12 protein-coding genes, 12 tRNA genes and 2 pseudogenes are annotated in these 18,198 nt (G+C 41.8%); 15 read left to right on the plus strand and 11 right to left on the minus strand.

The window, feature by feature from the left end; translation table 11 throughout:
- Position 1: 1 nt before the first annotated feature.
- The 9 genes from truC to NFU46_RS06125 all read left to right on the plus strand — a co-directional run bounded on the left by truC (position 2) and on the right by NFU46_RS06125 (position 9,683).
- On the plus strand, positions 2-775 hold the full coding sequence (truC, locus tag NFU46_RS06085; RefSeq protein ID WP_063527466.1) for a tRNA pseudouridine(65) synthase TruC: 774 nt from the start codon (positions 2-4) through the stop codon (positions 773-775).
- Positions 762-1,208: a flavodoxin gene (locus NFU46_RS06090; protein ID WP_251600608.1), complete on the plus strand. Its 447-nt coding sequence runs from the start codon at positions 762-764 to the stop codon at positions 1,206-1,208. The genes truC and NFU46_RS06090 overlap by 14 nt, the downstream gene beginning before the upstream one ends.
- A 128-nt stretch (positions 1,209-1,336) precedes the next feature.
- Positions 1,337-2,068 carry an RNA methyltransferase gene (locus NFU46_RS06095; RefSeq protein ID WP_175082784.1) on the plus strand — a complete coding sequence of 244 codons (732 nt, stop codon included), beginning with the start codon at positions 1,337-1,339 and terminating at the stop codon, positions 2,066-2,068.
- Between the two features lie 60 nt (positions 2,069-2,128).
- Entirely contained in the window at positions 2,129-5,527 is a 3,399-nt protein-coding gene (locus tag NFU46_RS06100) for a chromosome segregation SMC family protein (RefSeq protein WP_251600611.1), read from the plus strand.
- 33 nt (positions 5,528-5,560) lie between these two features.
- The gene (zipA, locus tag NFU46_RS06105; protein ID WP_251600613.1) at positions 5,561-6,295 is read left to right on the plus strand and encodes a cell division protein ZipA; all 735 of its coding nucleotides are present in this window, start codon (positions 5,561-5,563) and stop codon (positions 6,293-6,295) included.
- A gap of 82 nt (positions 6,296-6,377) precedes the next feature.
- Positions 6,378-8,399 carry an NAD-dependent DNA ligase LigA gene (ligA, locus tag NFU46_RS06110; protein WP_175082781.1) on the plus strand — a complete coding sequence of 674 codons (2,022 nt, stop codon included), beginning with the start codon at positions 6,378-6,380 and terminating at the stop codon, positions 8,397-8,399.
- A complete protein-coding gene (locus NFU46_RS06115; RefSeq protein WP_058586219.1) occupies positions 8,392-8,736 on the plus strand; it encodes a DUF3392 family protein in 345 nt (114 codons plus the stop codon). Before ligA ends, NFU46_RS06115 begins: the two co-directional genes overlap by 8 nt.
- The gene (locus NFU46_RS06120; protein WP_054553711.1) at positions 8,733-9,221 is read left to right on the plus strand and encodes a DUF2919 domain-containing protein; all 489 of its coding nucleotides are present in this window, start codon (positions 8,733-8,735) and stop codon (positions 9,219-9,221) included. Before NFU46_RS06115 ends, NFU46_RS06120 begins: the two co-directional genes overlap by 4 nt.
- 9 nt (positions 9,222-9,230) lie before the next feature.
- Positions 9,231-9,683 carry a hypothetical protein gene (locus NFU46_RS06125; RefSeq protein WP_251600616.1) on the plus strand — a complete coding sequence of 151 codons (453 nt, stop codon included), beginning with the start codon at positions 9,231-9,233 and terminating at the stop codon, positions 9,681-9,683.
- Positions 9,684-9,744: 61 nt separating this feature from the next.
- Here NFU46_RS06125 and NFU46_RS20520 read toward each other — a convergent pair.
- Positions 9,745-9,825, minus strand: a pseudogene (locus tag NFU46_RS20520) (hypothetical protein); the annotation flags it as partial.
- A 19-nt stretch (positions 9,826-9,844) separates the two neighbouring features.
- On the opposite strand from NFU46_RS20520, the pseudogene msrB reads away from it, so the two are divergent.
- Positions 9,845-10,207: pseudogene (gene msrB, locus NFU46_RS06130) on the plus strand (peptide-methionine (R)-S-oxide reductase MsrB); the annotation flags it as partial.
- Between the two features lie 29 nt (positions 10,208-10,236).
- Here msrB and NFU46_RS06135 read toward each other — a convergent pair.
- The 10 genes from NFU46_RS06135 to NFU46_RS06180 form a co-directional block, all read right to left on the minus strand.
- Positions 10,237-12,186: an ATP-binding protein gene (locus tag NFU46_RS06135; protein WP_251600620.1), complete on the minus strand. Its 1,950-nt coding sequence runs from the start codon at positions 12,184-12,186 to the stop codon at positions 10,237-10,239.
- On the minus strand, positions 12,183-13,559 hold the full coding sequence (locus tag NFU46_RS06140) for an extracellular solute-binding protein (protein ID WP_130166749.1): 1,377 nt from the start codon (positions 13,557-13,559) through the stop codon (positions 12,183-12,185). The genes NFU46_RS06135 and NFU46_RS06140 overlap by 4 nt, the downstream gene beginning before the upstream one ends.
- 6 nt (positions 13,560-13,565) lie before the next feature.
- Positions 13,566-15,200 (minus strand): response regulator, encoded by a 1,635-nt coding sequence (locus NFU46_RS06145; RefSeq protein ID WP_251600623.1) that lies wholly within the window; start codon positions 15,198-15,200, stop codon positions 13,566-13,568.
- A 605-nt stretch (positions 15,201-15,805) separates the two neighbouring features.
- A tRNA-Val gene (locus NFU46_RS06150) sits at positions 15,806-15,881 on the minus strand.
- A 101-nt stretch (positions 15,882-15,982) separates the two neighbouring features.
- Positions 15,983-16,058, minus strand: a tRNA-Val gene (locus tag NFU46_RS06155).
- Between the two features lie 52 nt (positions 16,059-16,110).
- Positions 16,111-16,186: transfer RNA gene (locus NFU46_RS06160), tRNA-Val, on the minus strand.
- 43 nt (positions 16,187-16,229) lie between these two features.
- Positions 16,230-16,305, minus strand: a tRNA-Val gene (locus NFU46_RS06165).
- Positions 16,306-16,342: 37 nt separating this feature from the next.
- Positions 16,343-16,418, minus strand: a tRNA-Val gene (locus NFU46_RS06170).
- Between the two features lie 67 nt (positions 16,419-16,485).
- Positions 16,486-16,561: transfer RNA gene (locus NFU46_RS06175), tRNA-Val, on the minus strand.
- Between the two features lie 36 nt (positions 16,562-16,597).
- Positions 16,598-16,673 (minus strand) — tRNA-Val (locus tag NFU46_RS06180).
- 642 nt (positions 16,674-17,315) lie between these two features.
- Here NFU46_RS06180 and NFU46_RS06185 point away from each other — a divergent pair.
- The 5 genes from NFU46_RS06185 to NFU46_RS06205 all read left to right on the plus strand — a co-directional run bounded on the left by NFU46_RS06185 (position 17,316) and on the right by NFU46_RS06205 (position 18,198).
- Positions 17,316-17,391 (plus strand) — tRNA-Ala (locus NFU46_RS06185).
- Between the two features lie 39 nt (positions 17,392-17,430).
- Positions 17,431-17,506: transfer RNA gene (locus NFU46_RS06190), tRNA-Glu, on the plus strand.
- Between the two features lie 130 nt (positions 17,507-17,636).
- Positions 17,637-17,712, plus strand: a tRNA-Glu gene (locus tag NFU46_RS06195).
- 169 nt (positions 17,713-17,881) lie between these two features.
- Positions 17,882-17,957 (plus strand) — tRNA-Glu (locus tag NFU46_RS06200).
- Between the two features lie 168 nt (positions 17,958-18,125).
- Positions 18,126-18,198: transfer RNA gene (locus NFU46_RS06205), tRNA-Glu, on the plus strand.

Raw genomic sequence — 18,198 nt, forward strand, 5'->3', positions numbered from 1 at the left:
GATGCAAGAGAGTGTTAAGCCACAATTTGATGAGTTAACGATTCTGTACCGCGATGAAAATTACATTGCGATTGATAAGCCATCCGGTTTATTGGTTCACCGTTCGTTTTTAGACAAACACGAAACCCAATTTGCGATGCAAATGCTGCGTGACCAAATTGGTCAACACGTGTTTCCTGTACATCGTTTAGATAGACCAACCTCAGGCGTATTACTGTTTGCGTTAAGTTCAGAAGCAGCCCGTGATATGAATCAGTTATTTATTGATGGGCAAATTGAAAAGCGTTATTTAGCTTTAGTAAGAGGCTTTTTAAACGAATCAATCTTCTTAGATAAACCTTTAAAAGAAGAGCTTGATAAAATCGCTGACAAGTTTGCTGATCAAAATAAAGCACCGCAAGAAGCACAAACGCAATTTCATTGCCTGCACCAAGCAAGCTTGCCTATTCCAATTGGTAAATACCCAACAGTTCGTTACTCGCTGGTGGAGTGTTTTCCAAAAACTGGCCGCAAACATCAAATTCGTCGTCATTTAAAACATTTATCATTGCCAATTATTGGTGATGTAAATCATGGTGATAATCAGCATAATCAATTTTTTAGAGAGCATTTTCAGCTTCGTCGTTTAATGTTATTTGCCTCTGAATTAAAGTTTGTGCACCCTTATAGCAAACAACCAATAACAATTAGAGCGCCTTTAGGCGATGCAATGTTAACGATTTGCCAGCAACTTGGCTGGCCAACAGAAGAAAAGGATTATTATGGCAACCATTAGTATTTTTGTCGGCAGTGTTTACGGCGGTGCTGAGCGTTTAAGTGAACAAGTTATTGAAGTTATTGAAAAAACTGAGCATCAAGCGCAATTAGTTGAAAATGGCACGGTCGATGACATGCTGGCTGCGTCACATATTTTAGTGATCACTTCAACGACGGGTCAGGGCGATATTCCTGATAACTTAATCGCTTTATATAGCCAATTAAATGATCAATTTCCTATGTTAACAGGCAAGCAATACGGCATTATTGCTATGGGCGACCGCAGCTATGGCGATACGTTTTGTGGTGCAGGTCGCAGCTTTGATGAGCTATTTCGCGATTTACAGGCAAAACCTGTTGGTCATCGTTTAGAAATTGATGCCTGTGAAGATTTTGAACCTTGGCCTGTAACTGAGCCATGGTTAAATGAGTGGCTGACAAAAATTAGTTAATACCTCTTATCAGCTAGTCTCTCTTAAAAGTGCTGATTGAATAAGCAATTGGCACTTCCCCTTTGGTTTTTCGAGTACAGAATCTGTGACCTTGGTGATATACTAATGAATCATTTTATGAGGCTGTTATGATTTCAAAAAACCAACTGAAACTAATTCGTGCATTAGGTCAAAAGAAATACCGTAAGCAATATAACCAGTACCTTGTTCAAGGCGAAAAAAATGTACTTGAATTACTAAACAGTGGGTTAAGTATTGCTCATATATTTGCGACTCCTGCATTTATTTCTGCGCACCAATCAGCGCTTGCAGCCCATCAAGTCATTGAAGCAGATGAAGACAGCCTAACTAAAGCCAGTACGCTTGTTAGTAACAACGCAGCCATTGCTGTTGTTGATATGCCAAGTCAGCAAGCATTACCAACATCGGGACTTATTTTAGCCCTTGATGGTGTGTCTGATCCGGGGAATTTAGGAACGATTATTCGTGTTGCTGATTGGTATGGTATTAAGCATATTGTTACCAGCACAGATAGTGCGGATGCTTATAACCCGAAAACCATTAGCGCAACCATGGGTTCATTTGCTCGCGTGTGTGTCTCACAAACTGACTTAACTAATTACTTACCAAGCTTAAATCTTCCTGTGTATGGTGCATTTTTAGAAGGTGAGAACATCCACAAAACTGCTCTTAAACAAGATGCCGTATTACTAATGGGCAGTGAATCTCATGGTATACGTACTGATTGCGAAAGCTTAGTTACTGATAAAATCACTATTCCGGCTTATGGCCAAGCAGAATCGCTTAATGTAGCGATGGCAACGGGTATTATTTTAGATAATTTTAAACGCCACGCTTAACCTTTTACCCTAAAATGGGTTAAATTGAAGAATAACAATAAAAATCGGTAAAACAATTAGATGCGCTTAAGCACCATAAAATTAGCGGGTTTCAAATCGTTTGTTGAACCCACTAAGCTCCCATTTCCTGATCAGATGACGTGTGTTGTCGGCCCGAACGGCTGTGGCAAATCAAATGTCATCGATGCAGTGCGTTGGGTGCTCGGTGAAAGCTCAGCTAAAAACTTACGTGGCGATGCCATGACCGATGTTATTTTTAACGGCTCAACTAATCGAAAACCTATTTCACAAGCCTCTGTTGAGTTGGTGTTTGATAACACCAGTGGCCATTTACCGAATACCTTTGCTGATCGAAACCAAGTGGCGATTAAGCGCTTAGTGACCCGAGATGGCCAGTCAATTTATTTTCTAAATGGCAGCAAATGCCGTAAGCGTGATATTACCGACATCTTTTTAGGCACAGGTCTTGGCCCGCGCAGCTATGCAATTATTGAGCAGGGCATGATCTCGCGTTTAATTGAGAGTAAACCGGCTGATTTACGTGTTTTTTTAGAAGAAGCCGCGGGGGTTTCAAAATACAAAGAGCGTCGTCGTGAAACGCAAACCCGCATTAAAAGCACCCGCGAAAACCTTGAGCGATTGCTTGATGTAAGGCAGGAGTTGCAAACACAGCTAGATAAACTTGCAGTGCAATCAGTCGATGCAAAAAAATACCGAGAGCTAAAAGCCACTGAGCGCACCTTAAAAGGGCAAATTGCGGTTTTAAAGTGGCAGAAGTTACACCAACACCAAATCGATAAAGCTGAGCAAATTAATAAACTTAAAGAGCAAATTCAGTTCTTTAGAGAAGCGCACTCTGGCCACGATGACGTTTTAGCAAGCCTTGAAAATCAGGTGCAGCTTGAGCAGCAAAAACTGCAAGACGCACAGCAGGCTCAGCATCAAACTCATACTGATTTAACCCGCAAAGAGCAGCAACAGATCAGCTTAAAGCAGCAACAGCAAACACTTAGCCAAAACCTTATCAAACAGCAACAACTGCAGTTACAAAATAAAGAGCTGCAAGAAGAGCAACACGCCTCAGCCGCCATTTTACAAGAGCAGCTACAAGAAGCGATTGAGCAAAGTTTACTGTGCGCTGAGCAAGTTGCAGAGGTTGAAGAACAAGTTGCACAGCAACAGCAACAAACGCAAAGCGCCAATGAGCAATATCAAAGCACCTTACAGAAAAGCCAAGCTCATAGCAGTGATATTAATGTAGCAAAGAGTCAACAGGCTCACTTTGCACAGACTGTTGCGCAACTTGAGTCTCAGCAGGCACAACTTGCTGCTGAAATTAATGAACTTGAAGCGACTCCAGTTGCAGCGCAAATTGCAGAGCAACAACAGCAAATTCAATCACTGACGAAAGAGCTTGCGCAGCAACAAAGTGCGCTGAATAAGCTCACTCAAAATCTAGAACAAGCGGATAAAGAGCAACAGCACTTAGAGCAGGACTTAAAGCGGGTTCAGCAGCACAGTAATGAAAATAGAGCCAGCATAGCTGCGCTTAACTCTTTGTTATCAGAGCAAACCGACAACGAAAGTGTCTCTCTATTGGCGCAGTTAAAGGTGGCTTCTGGTTTTGAGCCGCTAATTGAACAAGCCCTACTTGGCCTTGAGCATCTAAAGGTCAGTCAACATAAAAAGCCTAACAGTGTTTGGCCTGCATCTGATGATGAGTTACCAAAAGAGTCATTAGCTAATTATATCGAATCGGGGGCTTACCCTGATTTATTAGCACGGTTTGCATTTCAACCTTGTTTTGATGACGCTATTTTGGCGGATCCATATTGGCTGGCTGTGATTGATGAAGAGGGCTGTATGCATGGTCGTAACTTTCATACCGATGCCAATAAAGACGCCGACAATTCTTTGCTTTTAAAGCATGCTCAGCTAAGTGATGCTCAGCAGTTAGATGAAGAACTCAACGAGCAATTAGAAACTAAGCAGCAATTGCTAAATGAGCATCTAGCTCACAAGAAAACACTTATCGCCGACAAAGAGCAATACAGAGAACGAATTCACCAAGCAGCTCAGCAGATTGCATCGGCCAGCACTCGACGCGATATGCTATTAGAGCAGCAAACCCAGTGGCAAAACCAGCTTATTAAGTTGCAACAGCGTCAAACCTTACTGGCTGAGCAAAAGCAAAATGCTGACGAACAGCAACAAACTCAGCAGTGTTTACTAGAACAACTGCTAGAGCAGCAATTAGAACTTGAAACTGAGTTAGAGCAAGCAAAACACCAACAAGGTGAGACAAATAACCGCTATCGCCAAGTGGCTTCTATGCTTGAGCAATATAAAACGCAATCACATCAAGCAAATTTGGCTGAACAAAAAGCTCGCAGTGAATGTCAACTTAGCGAAACCAAACTACAGCATGCAAATGCAGCACAAAGTGCTGCCAGTGAAGCTGTATTAGAGCTCAACGAGCAACTAGAAGAATTAGTGATCCCGCTTGAAGAAGTAGCAGAGCAAATTATGCTATTGCTTGAAAAGCATCAACAAAGTGACGTTGAGCTGAAAAACTTGCAAGCGGCCTTGAGTCAAGCTAAAAAGGAGCTTGCTGATAAGCAAACAGCGTTGAAATCATCGCAATCTGAGTTGGTGACGTTACAAGAGCAGTTGCAAGCATTAGCATTGGATGAGCAAAGTTTAATCGTGAAGGCGCAAGCTGCGTTAGAGCCACTTGAAGAACTGGAACAAAATTTAAAAACAGTACTTGAAGAACTGCCTGACAATGCCAATTTAAATAGCATGCAAACGAGGCTTACAAAAACCACGCAAGCTTTAAATGAACTTGGCGCGGTGAACTTAGCGGCAATAGATGAGTTTGAGCAGGCTAAACAGCGCAGCGATTATTTAAATCAGCAGCTTGATGACTTAACACAAGCATTAAATACCCTTGAAGGGGCGATTCAAAAAATCGACCGAGAAACAAAAAATCGTTTCAAGGCGACCTTTGAACAAGTAAATACAGACTTTGGGGAGTTATTCCCAAAAGTGTTTGGTGGCGGTAGTGCTTACCTTGAATTGACCAGTGATGATCTACTTGAAAGTGGGGTGAGCATCATGGCAAGGCCACCAGGCAAGAAAAATTCGACAATTCACCTGCTTAGTGGTGGAGAAAAAGCGCTGACCGCATTATCATTGGTGTTTTCAATATTCAGGCTCAATCCAGCTCCATTCTGTATGCTAGATGAAGTGGATGCGCCATTGGATGATGCGAACGTGGGTCGTTTTTGCCGTTTGGTAGAAGAGATGTCACAATCAGTACAATTTATTTATATCAGTCATAACAAGATTGCTATGGAAATGGCAGGCAGATTGACCGGTGTAACTATGGCGGAACCAGGTGTATCACGTATGGTCGCTGTAGATATAGAACAAGCTGTGCAAATGGCACATGCATAAAATTTAGGCATATCAAATAATAAAGGTGAGGGGATGGCCGAAGAATTAAGATGGGCTTTAATCGTAATCAGTGTATTTGTCATTGGTGGTTTATTAATTCACGGCTTATGGTCGGTGCGTAAAAAGGACAGCCCAGATACGCCTTCAGTAGAGCGGGTTGAACCGAACGAAACAACCAGCGAGGTTCAAGAGTCTGCGACTGTCAAACCGCAGGAGCGTGATGAGCCAGAGTTTGGTGATTTAAGCTTTTCAGCAGAAAGTCACGACGAACCAGCTGTTTCAGAACAGGTTGTTGAAGAGCCAGAAGCAGAAACTCAGCAACAAGAAGTTGAAGAAGAGCCGGCAGATGCACAAGCTCCAACCGATTTCATTATTGTGCATTTACAAATGCCAGAAGGTTTAACAATGGATGGCAGCCAATTATTGCCAGCTGTTAATATGTTAGGCTTTAAGTATTCTGAAGAGGGTTTCTTTAATCGTCACTTAGACCCAGCAGGCACAGGTCCGGTGTTATTCCGTTTAGTGAATATGTACAACCCAGGCACGTTCGATATTGATAATATGGAACAGTTTAGTACGGCAGGTGTTAGCTTATTTATGACCTTACCATGTGATGGCGACGGTCTAAGTGCATTCAACATGTTGCACAGTGCAGCTAAAAAGCTAGCTGATGAATTTGGTGCAACGATTTTAGATAGCAACCGTGAAGAAATGACGGTTGAAAGCGTTCGTGAGTATGTTGAGAAAGTTCGCAGCTTTTCAGCTTAAACGTTCGTATAAATGATAAGTGTTAGGCCACTTGGCGTTAAGTCGTCTAAGTGGCTTTTTTATGTAGATTTTTGAGGTTTTCATGTCCAGCCCTATCTTTGAGCAAATTAGCCAACTTCGTGCCCAGTTAGAAGAGCATAACCATAATTACTATGTGCTGGATGCACCAAGCATTCCTGATGCTGAATATGACCGTTTAATGCGCGAATTAAGCGCCCTTGAGCAAGCTAATCCTGAGTTTCAAAGCCCAGACTCACCGACTCAAAAAGTCGGTGGCGCTGCACTTGATAAGTTTGAGCAAGTCACTCACCAAGTGCCAATGCTGTCACTTGATAATGCCTTTTCAGAAGAAGAGTTTGCCGCCTTTAACCGCCGTATCAAAGAGCGTTTAATGGATAACAATGAGCTGACTTTTTGTTGTGAGCCTAAGCTTGATGGTTTAGCGGTATCAATTATTTATCGTGATGGTGTTTTGGTCCAAGCTGCTACCCGTGGCGATGGTATGGTAGGTGAAAACATCACTCAAAACGTGAAAACAATTCGTAATGTGCCGCTTAAGTTACGTGGCGATGACTTCCCAGCAGAGCTTGAAGTGCGCGGTGAAGTATTTATGGACAGCGCTGGTTTTGCCAAACTAAACAGTGAAGCCGAAAAACGTGGCGACAAAGTCTTTGTTAACCCACGTAATGCTGCTGCCGGTAGCTTACGACAGCTTGACTCTAAAGTAACAGCAAAACGTCCACTGATGTTTTATGCCTACAGCACTGGGCTTGTTGCCGATGGGCAGTTACCAGAAGATCATTACCAACAGCTTGCTAAACTTACCGATTGGGGTTTACCACTTTGCCCAGAAACAAAGCTCGTTGAAGGTCAGCAAGCTGCACTTGATTATTACCAAGATATCTTGACGCGTCGAAGTAGCCTAGCCTACGAAATTGACGGTGTGGTTATTAAAGTAAACGACAAAAAACGACAAGAGCGTTTAGGCTTTGTGGCACGAGCACCACGCTGGGCAATTGCTTTTAAATTCCCGGCACAAGAAGAAATCACCCAATTACTTGATGTTGAGTTTCAGGTAGGGCGCACAGGCGCAATTACCCCTGTAGCACGATTAGAGCCGGTATTTGTAGGTGGCGTAACGGTATCGAATGCAACGCTTCATAATGGCGATGAAATTGCTCGTTTAGGCGTTAAAATTGGCGATACCGTGATTATTCGCCGTGCAGGTGATGTTATTCCACAAATTACCCAAGTTGTCCTTGAACGTCGCCCTGACGATGCTAAAGACATTGAATTTCCTGCTACTTGCCCAATTTGTGACTCACATGTGGAGCGCATTGAAGGTGAAGCGGTTGCCCGTTGTACCGGTGGTTTAGTGTGCCAAGCGCAGCGTAAGCAAGCAATTAAACATTTTGCGTCACGTAAAGCACTTGATGTTGATGGCTTGGGCGACAAAATTGTAGATCAACTCGTTGATCGTGAACTGATCAAAACGCCTGCTGATTTATTTATTCTTAAACAAGGCCATTTTGAATCACTAGAGCGAATGGGTCCAAAGTCTGCTAAGAACTTAGTTAATGCGCTGCAAGATGCTAAGCAAACAACCTTAGCTAAATTCTTATATTCGTTAGGTATTCGCGAAGTGGGTGAAGCAACCGCGCAAAACTTAGCAAACCACTTTTTAACGCTAGAAAAAATTACTCAAGCAAGCGTTGATGCGTTAACTGAAGTAAGTGACGTGGGTGAAATCGTTGCCAAGCATGTACGTGGCTTCTTTAGCGAAGAGCACAATATGGCAGTTGTAAATGCGTTAGTTGAGCAAGGTATTCACTGGCCAGAATTAACAGCGCCGAGCGCCGATGCGCAGCCATTAGCTGGCTTAACTTACGTACTGACCGGCACATTGAGTGAGCTTAATCGTAATGATGCAAAAGCACGTTTACAAGCGTTAGGTGCAAAAGTATCGGGTAGTGTATCTGCTAAAACAGATGCGCTTATTGCGGGTGAAAAGGCGGGCTCAAAATTAACCAAAGCACAAGACTTAGGCATTGATGTGTTAACTGAGGCTGACCTTATTGCGCTTTTAAGTGAGCACAATGGATAGTCTATTGCAGGCATTGTCGTCAGTTGCTTTAACAATCGGCAGCTGGCTGCAACCACACCTTTACAATATTTCATTATTGCTGGTGGTGTGTTTTATATCCTTGTATGCAAACGATATTATTAAAGTGACCAAGCGCTTTGTCGCGCGTCGTCACTTTATTATTCGCGTGCTTTGCTTTGTGTTGGTCACAGGGTTTGGCATGGGCTTACTAGTGGTGTTTGTAACTCCATTTTTAAGTAAGTTGCTACTGCTACTCGGTGTTAAATGGCTGGCGCTTACACTTACAGCTGCGTTTTTTGTACTTGGCATCATTGCCGATAAGAAGAACCAAATATGAATCGCTACGGTCCAGAATACTGGGATAAACACGGTGCTTATCGAACCCCAGTGGCGTTTCATTTAACGTTATTAGTGTTGTTACGCAGTTACTTTATATGGATTATGGCGGCGCTGAGTCGTCGCCCTGATTTAGATATCATGTCGCTGTTTTTTAAGTCGAAAAGCGATTTCTTTACAGCCATTGCCATTGCGGCAATCGCCCTATTACCGGCGGTGATCTTTTGTTTACGCCGACCTCAAGAAAATGCTGAAAGTGCGAAACGTCTCGCGTCTATATGGCGTTTTATGCGCTGGCCATTAATTTTGTGTGCAATCACAGATTTAAGTTGGTTAACCTATCAGGCTGCGCACAGTCACTATCAGTTTTCGTTTTTCTTAGCCTGTCAAATGGTGCTGGTGTTATGGGTACTGTTATATTTATTAAAAAGCAGATATCTGTCGGTCTTTTTTAATGATTGGCCAGATCCAATCGAAAAGAAATAGGGCTGCAATATGTTGGCAATTAATAAGCTTTTAGCAAAAATTTCACTCACTATCGCGCTGGTATTAATTGTTTTATGGGTATTTACGCCACTTTGGCAAAGTGCTGCATTTTCGTTGTTTGTGATGTTATGGGGCTTTATAACGCTATCAAGCCTCTATCGAGTCACGCCGTTATTTGTAGCGCGTAACCCCATTACTGATTTACTAAAGCGTGATGTAAATCAGCTAGCGCTGATAAGTCTGGCTGGTTTATTCGATTTTAAACGCAAAGCTGAGTTTGTTTTAATTGGCCAAATTAAGCAGATTGAAATCGGCGAAGGTATAATCCATGTAACTGATGTCAATGACCAGCTGATAACCGCGGTATTAAGTGTTAACAGCAGCCAAATAAATAGTCATCTAGCACAACTACTTTCTGAGCGTGAACGTGCACAAATAGATATCAAGTTACAAACACAGTAATTACTAGACGCACGTTGCTTGCCCTTCGTAGTGCTTGTGATGTACTGTGCAACTGTTGTATTCAACCCTGAGGGAGCATTATGTTAACTTGGCAAGATATTTTAGAGTTTGCCCATAACGGTAACCCAACACCTTCACGTCGAGTCGAAAAATCGCCATCTGAATGGCAAGCTGAGCTCGAACAAGATGCATTCTATGTAACCCGTTTAAAAGGCACCGAACGTCCGCACAGCTCTGATTCATGTACGATATTTGAACCAGGTCAATATGCGTGTGTATGTTGTGACAACTTACTTTTTGATGGCGATGAAAAGTTCGATAGTGGCACCGGCTGGCCGTCATTTACTCAGCCTAGCAGTGTTGAAAGCATTGCCTATATAGCGGACTCTAGCCATGGTATGCAGCGCATTGAAGCCGTATGTAATGTTTGCGATGCACACTTAGGACATGTATTTCCTGATGGTCCACCGCCAAGTGGCTTACGCTATTGCATGAATGCTATAGCGATGAAAAAACGCGACTAATGCGTGTTTAATCTCTATCTAATCATTACCTAATCTAAGTATTGAGCAATGATGAAAATAAGGTGCTCACGGTGAATTGGCTTACTGATTATGTAGTCTGTCAAAATACTGGATTGCGCCTTATCATCTTTTAATACCGATGCTGTAACCGCAATGATCGGAATATGCTTGAAGCGATCATCACTGCGAATTAACTGACTTGCCTCTAACCCGCCCATTACCGGCATTTTTAAATCCATAATGATTAAATCAGGCTGATGCTGCTCAATTTTTTTAAGGGCATCTTCACCATTGATAGCCGTGTCTACGGTAAAGCTCCAGCGCGATAAAAAGGACTCTAAATAGTCACGGTTGTAGGGAATATCATCAACAATCAAAATGCGAGCAGGATTAAAGTGGTAGCTCGAAATAGCAGGGTAGTTTCGATGTTTCACTTCATTTTTAGACTCAGCTAATTCAACATTTGGTAAAGACACGATAAACTCACTGCCTTTATCTTTATCGCTGATCACCGATAACTCACCACCCATTAGCTTGATAAAACGCAGTGAAATCGCAAGACCTAAACCCGTACCACCAAACTCCGAGCTACGTTGGCCTTGTACTTGTTCAAAATCATTAAAAATAAGATCTTGTTGATCTTTGGGAATACCTTTACCTGTGTCTGTGACATGAATTTTGATATCAATATTGCTGTTGTCATCGTGGGCTTTAAAATCGAAATACACTTTAACACTGCCTTGTGCAGTGAACTTAATGGCATTACTGATTAAGTTGGTTAGTACTTGGCGAACTTTATTGCTATCAAGTAACACAGGGGTTGTTAACTCTGGGTGAGAGCTTATTTGTAAGTCGAGATCCTTTTGCGCACTGAGTTGTAAAAACATCATATTAAGCTCATGGCACATTTTAGGGATTTCTACACGCTCAATATCGAGTTGCATTTTACCAGCATCGATTTTTGATAAATCGAGAATGTCATTCAAAACATTAAGCAGTGAATTACCAGAGATTGATATTGCTTCTAAATAACGACGCTTATTTTTATCTGTTTCGCTATCTTGTAGTAATTGGCTAAAACCTAGCACTGCATTGAGCGGAGTTCTTAACTCATGCGACATATTAGCTAAAAAGCGACTTTTAGCCTGATTTGATTGCTCAGCTTGCTCTTTAGCGTCAAGGTACTCTTGAGTGCGCTTTGCAACGGTGTCTTCAAGCAAACTATGTTGTTCATGCATGCTGTTTATCTGCTGTCTAACCGCAGCGCGCATCATTTTAAAGCCACTGGCGAGAGTACCTATTTCATCTTGGCTCTTTATATTAATAGGGCAGTTTAAATCACCCGTGGTCACGGCATGAGAAAACTCCACGAGCTGATCAATGGGCTGCAAGATAATACGGCGAATAATGATATAGGCGATGATAAGTGCGGTTAACAGGTAAATAGCAAACAGCGAAACCGCATTGCTAATAATCGATTTGGTCTTTAACGCTAAGTCTTTATCTGAAAAACTCACCATAACGTAACCGATATTTTCGCCCTGAAAGTTGCTAATTGGCACAGCAATAACATATTGCTGCTCCATGGCTACAATGACATTATGCTTAGGATTGAGCTGTTTTAGCAGCTCTTGGTTAGTTTCTAGGGTATCTACTTTACTGTTATCCGGGTGGGCGGCGATAAAATTATTTTGGTCGATAAAGTAAATCGTTTTTAAATCATCAAAAGTATTATTTTTTAAAATGTTCTTTAGGGTAAGACCCTGAATTTTAAGCACCCAACTCCCCACGGTATTATCTTTTGTGAGGCTATTTATTTCTGACAACATGGGCGAGACAATCGCATCAGCTTTTTCACTCATGTTCAAAAGTGTTTGCTCTTTAAGCTCCATTACATGCAACGACGTACTTGCCCCTAAAATAAGGGTAATGGTAAAGCCAATGATCATTAAAATTTTGTGGGCAATACTTACTCTCATTGCTCAATATTGCTCCGTACTTTTAATGCCTGCATATTAGCGTTAATTTTTGCGTCTGTGCTTTTGATTGATTGTTTTATATCTGCACCATAGAAAATTTGGCTAAAGGTTTGCGAAATAATTTCGCCAATAACTGGAAACTCGACCATGCCAGCCTGAAGGCGATCAGGCGTTGCATGCTCAAACACCCATAACATGGCTTTATTAAAGCCAGGTTTGTTTACGAGAGTAAACAGCTTTTCGTGCCACACTTTTTGTCTAGGCGGTGAGCCACCAGTACTAAGTAGTGCGGCGGTCTGCTCACTGGTTGCCCATTGAATAAATAACCATGCAGCATCTTTGTTAGTTGATTTGCTATTAATTGCAAATGCCCATGCCCAAGGAGATGTTTCTCTGGCGATTGGACCAGCAGGCAAGGGGGCAGCTTCCCATTTATTCCAAATATCTGACTCTTCGGCGGTATCTATTTCATTATAAAAATGAGAAGCCAAAAAGGCCGAGGCAAGGCGGCCTTCTTTAAACAGGCGACGAATTTCATAAAAATGCAGTAAGCGGCTGTTATCTGGATTGCCGAACCCTGTTACTAGGTCGCGATACACTTGTAGGCTTTGTGCCGTTTCAGGGCTATTAAAAACTGACTGGCCCTGCGCGTCGATAACTTCAGCGCCATAAGCACGCATAACAGGTAATACAGTCCAAGTGTTTAATCCTGCACCGGGCAATGTCCGTGAGGCAAATGCATGCATACCATTTAAAGAAGGGGTGCGGTCGATTTCCCGTTGTAACTTAACCTTGGTTGCTTGTAGTTGCTCGTAGGTATCGGGAACTGCTAAGTTAAAACGTTCGAAAAGATCTTTGCGATAAAAATAAATCGGCGCAGAAAAATCAAATGGTAACGAATATAGCGTGTTATCAATTTTACAAAGCGCTAGGCTACGCTCACTAATGTCTTCTAACTGATACCAAGTTTTGTCTGTCAGTTTTGGGTTATCAATGTAAGGCTGCAAGGGCTCAATCCAGCCTTGGCTTTGCGCTTCACCTAAAAAGGTAATCCCCATCGGCAGTACATCGTAAAGCCCTGAAGCCTCGCTTAAATCTTGATGGCGACGAACACGCATTTGTGATTGTTCCAAAGCATGAAAGCCAACAGAAATCCCCGTTAGCTGCTCAAATAAAGGAATGTAGGGTTTTAACGCCATAAATGCAGGCTGCTCATCAGCCAAAATATTGATATGGCTACCTGCTTTACTTTGCCAATTGATACTGGCTTGTTGCCAATGTTGTAATGTTGCTGAGGCAAAGCTGTATTGGCAGAATATTAAAAGCGCAACGCTTAGGAGGGGCTTTTTAAATTTAAACAAAGAAGATGCCATACGCAATTACTCAGCAAGCTTAATTTTTAACTTTGCAGCCAGGGCTTTAATTTTTTCAAAGCGGATTGCTTGTTCATCTTCTAATGTTTGTGCATCGAGCAAGGCAAAACATTTTTTCGCGAGCGCTAAATTAAATGATTGGCCTTGGTTATTTGTATCGAATAAACATTGCAGAAGGTTTAAAGCGATGCTGGCATTTTTAGGCATGATCCTAAATGCTTGGGTGAAGGCTTCAAGTGCGGTATTGAGCTGACCTTTATTAAATTGTGTTACAGCGTGATTATTGAGCTCTTTCGGACCGAGCTTGATATCTCGTCGTTCAGTTTGTTGTTGTTGAATATAACGTAAATACACCGGATCGCTAAATGATGGGTGGCGTTCACAGTGAGTTATTATTTGGTTAAATAGCATCTGTGCTTTGTGGTGAAAACCAAGCTCATGAAATGCTTTCGCTTTATCGAGCGCACCATCTACTGAACGAATTTGAGTGTCACTTTCATCAAGTTGATTGATAAGTGCTTTAGCCTTTTGATGTTCATCTTTTAAATAATGCAAACGCGCATTGAGAACATCAATTTGTGTTTGATTATTACTATTCGGGAACTGCTTTTTTAAATCACTTAAGTACTGGTTTGTCTGTCTTGAAATACGATTAACTTGATCGGTTTGATCCGTCGTTAAAGCAAAGTCAATCCCTGCGCGCGCCGCATTTAAATATATATCAGGGTTATCGTGAATTGAGTGTTTTGCGTAACTGGCAATATCTTTTTGAGTTAAATAGTTCTTTTCATAATCATGATTAAGCAATGATACATGACTCAGGGCTTTTTGGCGGTCAATGTTACGTGGGGCAATCTCAACAGCTTTACTAAAAAAGTCCTGAGCCTCATCAAACTTATTGAGTTTAATTTCTAATCGACCCAGTAAATCAAGCGCAACTAGTCTCGTTTCACTGCGCTGCAACATCGTCTTAAGCATGCGGTGTGCTAGGGTATGTTCATTATTAGCAATAAGCGCTTCGACTAAACCAACTTTTGCCCAAGTAAATTTTTGAATATCGAGCACTGATTTAAAAAATGTTTTGGCATCTTCAAAGCGCTTAAGGCGAAGTAGGGCGTCGCCTTTTAATCTCAACAGAATGGCGCTGTAACTATTACCTTTGTTTTGCAGCAAGGCATCAATTTGTTTAATTGCTTTGGAGTCATTCCCATCATCAATAAGTTGATAAATTTGATGTAGGTTACTTTTGCGCAATAACACTTTTTCAATACGATTTTTTAATTCGTTAATTGTAAAGGGTTTAACTAAGAAATCATCCGGTTGTAGCTCGAGTACACTGTGAACTAACGAGCCGCTTGTTTCAGCTGAAATAAAAATAAAGCCGGTAGAGTTTTTTATAAGACGCTTCATTTTCAGCTCTTCATAAAGCTGATAACCATCTTGATGTTTACTAAGGTTAAAGGAACAAACGATGAGATCAAATTGCTCAATTTGACATTGTTCTTTTGCTGCAATTGCATGCTCAGCAAAACGCAACTGACGAAACCCCAATCCCTCTAAGGACTGTTTCATATAGCTTTGAGCAAGTGGCTGCTCTTCAACTATTAAAATTTTGGCTTTCGAAAAAATCTTTGCAGGCATTGGACTTGCGACTAAGTGACATTAACGATGACTATAATAAACAGTCTAGCTGCTGACAAGGCAAATTACAGCTTTTGCAATGATTTAAAGTTTAGCTTTGGGTTATATCAATAAAGGGAGTAGTGAGTGATAGGTTTTAGAAGTTAGATATTAGAGGTTAGATATTAGAAGTTAGATATTAGAAGTTAGATAGTAGAAGTTAGATAGTAGAAGTTAGATAGTAGAAGTTAGATAGTAGAAGTTAGATAGTAGAAGTTAGATAGTAGAAGCGGTTGTTATATGTGATGGGTCGTACTGGACTTGAACCATCGAGCCTGTGTTTTGTAAAGAGAGGCGATGCTTTTGAAAACTAGATATAAAATAAGGAGGTTTTATATGTGGTGGGTCGTACTGGAGTTGAACCATCGAGCCTGTGTTTTGCAAAGAGTGGCGATGCTTTTGAAAACTAGAGATAAAATAATGAAGCTTTAAAGAAAGTATTTAATGAAGTGTTTATATGTGGTGGGTCGTACTGAACTTGAATCATCGAGCCTGTGTTTTGTAAAGAGTGGCGATGCTTTTGAAAACTAGAAAGATAAGGAAGCTTTAAAGAAAGTATTTATATGTGGTGGGTCGTACTGGACTTGAACCAGTGACCCTCGCCTTGTAAGGGCGATGCTCTCCCAACTGAGCTAACGACCCACATATAAATTTTTTGAAGATTAAATGGTTGGTTTTACTGAACTTAACCACCGAGCCTTTTCGTTGTAAAGAGTTGCGATGCTCTCTGCTTCAAAAAGTAATGGTGGGTCGTACTGGACTTGAACCAGTGACCCTCGCCTTGTAAGGGCGATGCTCTCCCAACTGAGCTAACGACCCATATAATCTTTTTCTTCGCTACCATTTTTAACTTTTTGCTTTAAAAAGTAAATGGTGGGTCGTACTGGACTTGAACCAGTGACCCTCGCCTTGTAAGGGCGATGCTCTCCCAACTGAGCTAACGACCCGCGAAGAATAATCTAAATGGAAACACCATCAAAGTTTGTTTAATGGTGGGTCGTACTGGACTTGAACCAGTGACCCTCGCCTTGTAAGGGCGATGCTCTCCCAACTGAGCTAACGACCCATTTAGATTTTTGTAATATGAAACACCACTTTAAAAATGGTGGGTCGTACTGGACTTGAACCAGTGACCCTCGCCTTGTAAGGGCGATGCTCTCCCAACTGAGCTAACGACCCATATTACATACAGCATATTTTCTTAATGGAAGGACCACCAAAACTTTCTTTATAAAGAGAAAGTAAATGGTGGGTCGTACTGGACTTGAACCAGTGACCCTCGCCTTGTAAGGGCGATGCTCTCCCAACTGAGCTAACGACCCATTAAGAATTTAGATATGAACACCATTAGGGAATAATGGTGGGTCGTACTGGACTTGAACCAGTGACCCTCGCCTTGTAAGGGCGATGCTCTCCCAACTGAGCTAACGACCCATATCTAAAACAACTCATTGCTGCGTTGTTGTGGGGCGCTATTATAGATAGAGTTGTAAATGTGTCAACACTTGAATGAGTAAAAATGTGTTAGATGCAGCTTTTATAAACAATGACATGGCATTTAAGCATTTTTTGGCGAACAAATATGCAATTTATATTCATAAGCTTATATTTAGACTTGGATCTATAGCTTTATGACCTAGGTAAATCATTCCAAATGATATGAATACAGTAAATTTTTAAAACAGTTTTTTCATACCGATAAATTTGCATTAGTTAATTGCATTCTAGTTAGCACTATTAAAACAAAGCAGGGAAGGGGAAAGTCGTTTTATTTAAAGCTTTAAATAACGAATTTTATTTTGCATATAAATGTATACCTTTTTTTAGAGAGTAAACTCAAAAGCAGAGAGTCATTGATAACAAACCAGCGATGCAATTAGCCCAAAATAGCTAATTTGATAGCACTTTGTATAAAATACCTCCGCAACGGATTGATATTTAGTCAGCTTGTTGAAATTTAAATCATTTAAATAAACTTAGATAAAAAACTGTTGACTTTATTTGGGGGGCTGCATAGAATGCGCCCCGCACTCAGCGATACACAACCAACATTAATTGGTGGTGTGTATGCAAGTCGGGGCTATAGCTCAGCTGGGAGAGCGCTTCGCTGGCAGCGAAGAGGTCTGCGGTTCGATCCCGCATAGCTCCACCAGATTTGCATAGTGTTTGTCCTAGGGTTGCAGTTTTCTGCGTCCCCATCGTCTAGAGGCCTAGGACACCGCCCTTTCACGGCGGTAACAGGGGTTCGAATCCCCTTGGGGACGCCACTTACTCTTAGTAAGTGAGCAATTGCCAAGAGAATAAATATGTTGGTCTCGAGTACTTACATGTTATTTTAGTAACCTTAACTCCGATATGAGTCAAACTATCATTTAATGTCCTAGTGACACATTATGTGTCCCCATCGTCTAGAGGCCTAGGACACCGCCCTTTCACGGCGGTAACAGGGGTTCGAATCCCCTTGGGGACGCCACTTATTTAAGTAGGTTATGTGTAGTGGGGCGGTGAACACCGCACAATCTATGCACGACGTTATCAAGAGTACGAATCTCTTGGGGACGCCACTTACTAAAAGTGCTGTGTTATTAAAAGCTCGTCTGAATCGAGTCTAACTATTCAGTTGTCCTAGTGACACATTATGTGTCCCCATCGTCTAGAGGCCTAGGACACCGCCCTTTCACGGCGGTAACAGGGGTTCGAATCCCCTTGGGGACGCCACTATTTAAGTAGGTTATGTGTAGTGGGGCGGTGAACACCGCGCAATCTATGCACGACGTTATCAAGAGTACGAATCTCTTGGGGACGCCACTCACTTTAAGTGTTGTGTTATTAAGAGCTCGTCTGAATCGAGTTTAACTATTCAGTTGTCCTAGTGACACATTATGTGTCCCCATCGTCTAGAGGCCTAGGACACCGCCCTTTCACGGCGGTAACAGGGGTTCGAATCCCCTTGGGGACG

It is taken from the genome of Pseudoalteromonas sp. NCCP-2140 (assembly GCF_023708065.1).
GTDB lineage: Bacteria > Pseudomonadota > Gammaproteobacteria > Enterobacterales > Alteromonadaceae > Pseudoalteromonas.